This window comes from Mesorhizobium sp. M7A.F.Ca.CA.002.15.2.1 (assembly GCF_003998715.1).
GTDB classification, from domain to species: domain Bacteria; phylum Pseudomonadota; class Alphaproteobacteria; order Rhizobiales; family Rhizobiaceae; genus Mesorhizobium; species Mesorhizobium ciceri.
In genome coordinates, this window is the sequence record NZ_RZPI01000604.1 from 1 (window position 1) to 3,502 (window position 3,502).

A 3,502-nucleotide genomic window follows, 5' to 3' on the forward strand; every position below is an offset into this window, starting at 1 on the left:
GCCTTGACCCGTTCACGGACCTCCTCGCGCACGATCTCCGGACGGGCGAAGACGTTGGACGCGGTGCCGTGCGACACGCCGGCTGCCTTGGCAATGTCCGCCAGCCGGACCGGTCTTGTCTTTGCAGAGATAAGTGGCGCCATCTTCGTCTCCTGAATTCTTCCCATTTAACACTTTCGTTGGATCGGTTCAAATTTTGGCTTGATCGTGGCTTCGATAGGGCCTATGTTTGAATCGATCCAAGGAAACGCCTGCTGGCAGAATTGGATCGATTCAACATCAAGTAGGGACTTGTGTCATGCATCCCGTCAATTTTCTGTTCGAAGACATTTACCGCAACGACTGGAGCATCTCGTCGAACACCGCGACGCAGAAGCGCCGCGGCAAAACCAGTCTATGGGTCCGCGAGTTGCGGTTCCTTGTGGAGCGCAAGCGGAGCTGATCGGGGTCGGTTTTTCGCACCTCTCGATTGGATCGATTCAGGCGCTGAAAGGAGCGCACATCATGCATCCCGTGAGCTATCTATTTGAAGACATCTATCGCAACTATTGGGGCATCGCGCCGGCTTCCGAACGGCCGGAGCGGCATCGGTTGGCCAAGCTGCGGCGGCGCAATCGCGAATTGCTTATCAAGCCCGAGCGCCGGCAGGATTAGCCGCCACGCTCGACGTTTGGTGCCGGCGGGCGTTCAGGACCGCACGCGCACCAGCGCCGAGGCAGCGATCGCCAGCCAGCCGGCAATGAGCAGCGTGCCGCCGATCGGCGCCGACAGCGGGAATAGCCGCGACCCGATGAAATCGCGGGCCAGCAGATCGCCGCAGAACAGCAGAAGCCCAACCAGCAGGATTAGGCTGCCGATGCGCAGGATCCGGTTCGCGCCAAGCAATCCGGCGGCAAGGAAGACCGGCGCATGCATCAGCAGGAACGATGCGGCGGTGCCAACGAAGGCGCCGCCGAGATGCGCTGCCGCGGCCGACAGCGCCACGCCGGCAGCACCGCAGAAGCCCCCGGCCAGGACGAGGATACGGCTGCTGTTGTCGGAAGGTCGTTCGGCTGTGCTCATGTTTGGGGCCCTGTGACGCCCAACCCCGTCAGGGCTTGCCGGCGTGGGCAAGCATGTCCTGCTCGCGGCGTGACTGTGCCAGCCAGTTATACACCGCGCCGCCGGCCATCAAGACGGATGTGCCCAGAAACACCGAACGCATGCCGAAATGACCACCGGCAAAGCCGCCGAGCAAGGGGCCGGCGACTTGCCCGACATATTGGGCGGAGATCGACAGCCCGAGCACATTGCCGCCGACCCCATCGGGAACATTGTGGCGGATCACGCTGGTGATGCAGGGCAACAGCCCGCCCAGCGCCAGACCCATCAGGAAGCGCAGGCCGATGAGTTGCCAGCTCTGCGTGACGAAGGCCTGCGGGATCAGCAGCAGCGCCGAGACGGCAAGCGCGCCGATGATGACGTTCCAGTGGCCGACGCGGTCGGCGAGCTTGCCCAGGCGCGAGGCCGACAGGATGGCGCCAAGGGCCGCCGCCGACATGACGACGCCTGATATCAGCGTCACGCGGCTCTGGTCCTCGATGAGCTGCTGCACATAGACGGTGATGATCGGCTCGATCGACATGGTGGCGAAGCTCAACAGCATGCCGGTCGCCAGCATGGCGACAACAGGCCGTTTGTCGGGGATTTGTGACCAGCCGCCTTTCCGCTTCTGCGTCGCTGCGGCGTCTGCTGTTTTCGGCCGGGGATTCTCCTTGATCAGAAACGTGGTCGCCAGGAATGCCAGGAAGATGACGCCGCCGGAGAGGAGAAAGGTGGCGCGGATGCCGATCAGCGGCGGCAGGGCGCCGCCAACCAGCGGACCGACCAGAGCCCCGCCCGTGATGCCGGCCGACAGCAGGCCCAACGCCCAGCCGGAACGCTCCTTCGGGGTCTGCATGGCGACGAGGATGGTCGATCCCGAGGAGTAGCCGCCGGCAAAGCCGATGAGCAGCCGCAGCAGCACCAGCTGCCAGACCGTCTGCACCATGCCGGTCAGCGACATGCATATGGCCATGCCGAAGCTGGCGCGAACCAGCATCACCTTGCGGCCATAGCGGTCGCCGAGACGTCCCCAGAGCGGCGCCACCAGCGCCGCCGCGAAGAACGTCGCGCCATAGGCAATCCCCGACCATTGCACGATCGCCGCGTGACCCTCGGCACCCAGCTGCTCGATATAGAGCGGCAGGAACGGCAGAAGCAGCGTCATGGCGACAAGCGTCGAAAACGAACCGGCGAAGCACACGAACAGATTGCGCCGCCAGTGGATGTTGTAGGTGCTGTCGTTCGCCGGGGGCGTGCTCTGCTGCATGTCGTGTGTCCTGTCCCAGCAACTCTTTTATCGATGCTTGCTGCGGATACCAATTTGGGATACCAAGATGGTGCACGTCATGGACGCAAGCTTGGCCGCTGTCAATGCAGCCTGTCGAACGTGATCGGCAAGACGATCGCAAACGGCCAAAAGGTGGAAACGACAATGTCGCAGATGCACAGCGTCGAAAAACAGCTTCGGCAGATGATCCTGGGCCTCGAGATCGGTCCCGGCGAAAAGCTGACCGAGCGCTGGATCGAGAGCCGTTTCGGTGCATCGCGAACCCCGGTCAGGGCAGCACTGCTGCGGCTCGAGACCGAGGGGCTGGTCGGCAGGGACGGGCGCGGCTGGACGGTGTCGCCGATCAATCTGGCTGAACTCGAGCAGATCGCCGTCTACAGGGAGGCGGTCGAGGTTGCGGCAGTTCGCCTGACATGCGGCCTGGCGGACCGGAGCGCCATCGATGTCATCCAGGCGATGCTCGAATCCTGCGACAACGACACGCCGCGCGAGGAATGGCATCGCGTCGGCATGGATTTTCACATCGAACTGGCGCGTCTGTCGGGCAATGAATTCCTGTTCCGGGCGGTCCGTGATGCCATGACACGCCTGTCACGGGCGCGCTGGCTGGAGGTTCGCGACGAAGCGGCCCTCAGCCGCGCCTGGGCCGAACATCGCGCCATACTGGCGGCGGCACGCCGTGGCGACGCCGATGAAGCCGCGCGCCTGCTCTCGGTCCACATTGTCGGCAGCCGCGACCGGCTGGTGACGTCGCTCGCCAACGATCGGCGCGGTCTTCGCGCCAGAGGCTTTGCCGTCGTTGCTGCTTAAGGTGGATGAAGGGGCGCAAAGCGGCGTCTGGACGTGTGCGCACTTTCGCCCTCGCTTCGCAGACGCCGATGGCGTAAGGAGCGGCGATGGAAAACAACCGATTTGAAACACCTGTGACTGTGAAGTCAGTCGCGGCGGGAAGCACTCAGCTCTTGCGCACGGCGCGTGAGGCTTCCGACTACCTCCTCAACAGCTGGCCCGGCAAGCGCAGCCCCAAGCATCGCGCGGCCCTGCAGGCCTGCCATGACGCACTCGCCGGCGACAAGCCGGCGATGAACGCCAGGCGCGCCTTCATTGCGGCGGCGCGCGAAGTGGACGTCT

General features: G+C 64.0%; 6 protein-coding genes. 3 read left to right on the forward strand and 3 right to left on the reverse strand.

Features of this window, described 5'->3' with window-relative positions:
* Nucleotides 1-143 (reverse strand): LacI family DNA-binding transcriptional regulator (locus ENZ74_RS25970; protein WP_164761210.1); only part of this gene is annotated, 143 nt, incomplete at its 3' end.
* 82 nt (nt 144-225) lie between these two features.
* Between ENZ74_RS25970 and ENZ74_RS34505 the strand changes: the two genes are divergently transcribed.
* The gene (locus ENZ74_RS34505) at nt 226-654 is read left to right on the forward strand and encodes a hypothetical protein (RefSeq protein WP_164746092.1); all 429 of its coding nucleotides are present in this window, start codon (nt 226-228) and stop codon (nt 652-654) included.
* A gap of 33 nt (nt 655-687) precedes the next feature.
* Here ENZ74_RS34505 and ENZ74_RS25985 read toward each other — a convergent pair whose 3' ends face one another.
* Entirely contained in the window at nt 688-1,062 is a 375-nt protein-coding gene (locus ENZ74_RS25985) for a DUF423 domain-containing protein (RefSeq protein WP_024504690.1), read from the reverse strand.
* Between the two features lie 28 nt (nt 1,063-1,090).
* Nucleotides 1,091-2,350 carry a multidrug efflux MFS transporter gene (locus ENZ74_RS25990; protein WP_063167761.1) on the reverse strand — a complete coding sequence of 420 codons (1,260 nt, stop codon included), beginning with the start codon at nt 2,348-2,350 and terminating at the stop codon, nt 1,091-1,093.
* 165 nt (nt 2,351-2,515) lie between these two features.
* Between ENZ74_RS25990 and ENZ74_RS25995 the strand changes: the two genes are divergently transcribed.
* Nucleotides 2,516-3,181, forward strand: a complete 666-nt coding sequence (locus ENZ74_RS25995; protein WP_063170207.1) for a GntR family transcriptional regulator — start codon at nt 2,516-2,518, stop codon at nt 3,179-3,181.
* A 113-nt stretch (nt 3,182-3,294) separates the two neighbouring features.
* Nucleotides 3,295-3,502: DUF982 domain-containing protein (locus tag ENZ74_RS26000; RefSeq protein ID WP_245471011.1), on the forward strand; the 208-nt coding region annotated here is incomplete at its 3' end.

Excerpts from the sequence above, each read along its gene's own strand:
- ENZ74_RS25985 (WP_024504690.1), bottom strand. The coding sequence starts at position 1,062 with ATGAGCACAGCCGAACGACCTTCCGACAACAGCAGCCGTATCCTCGTC.
- ENZ74_RS25990 (WP_063167761.1), bottom strand. The coding sequence starts at position 2,350 with ATGCAGCAGAGCACGCCCCCGGCGAACGACAGCACCTACAACATCCAC.
- ENZ74_RS34505 (WP_164746092.1), top strand. The coding sequence starts at position 226 with ATGTTTGAATCGATCCAAGGAAACGCCTGCTGGCAGAATTGGATCGAT.
- ENZ74_RS25995 (WP_063170207.1), top strand. The coding sequence starts at position 2,516 with ATGTCGCAGATGCACAGCGTCGAAAAACAGCTTCGGCAGATGATCCTG.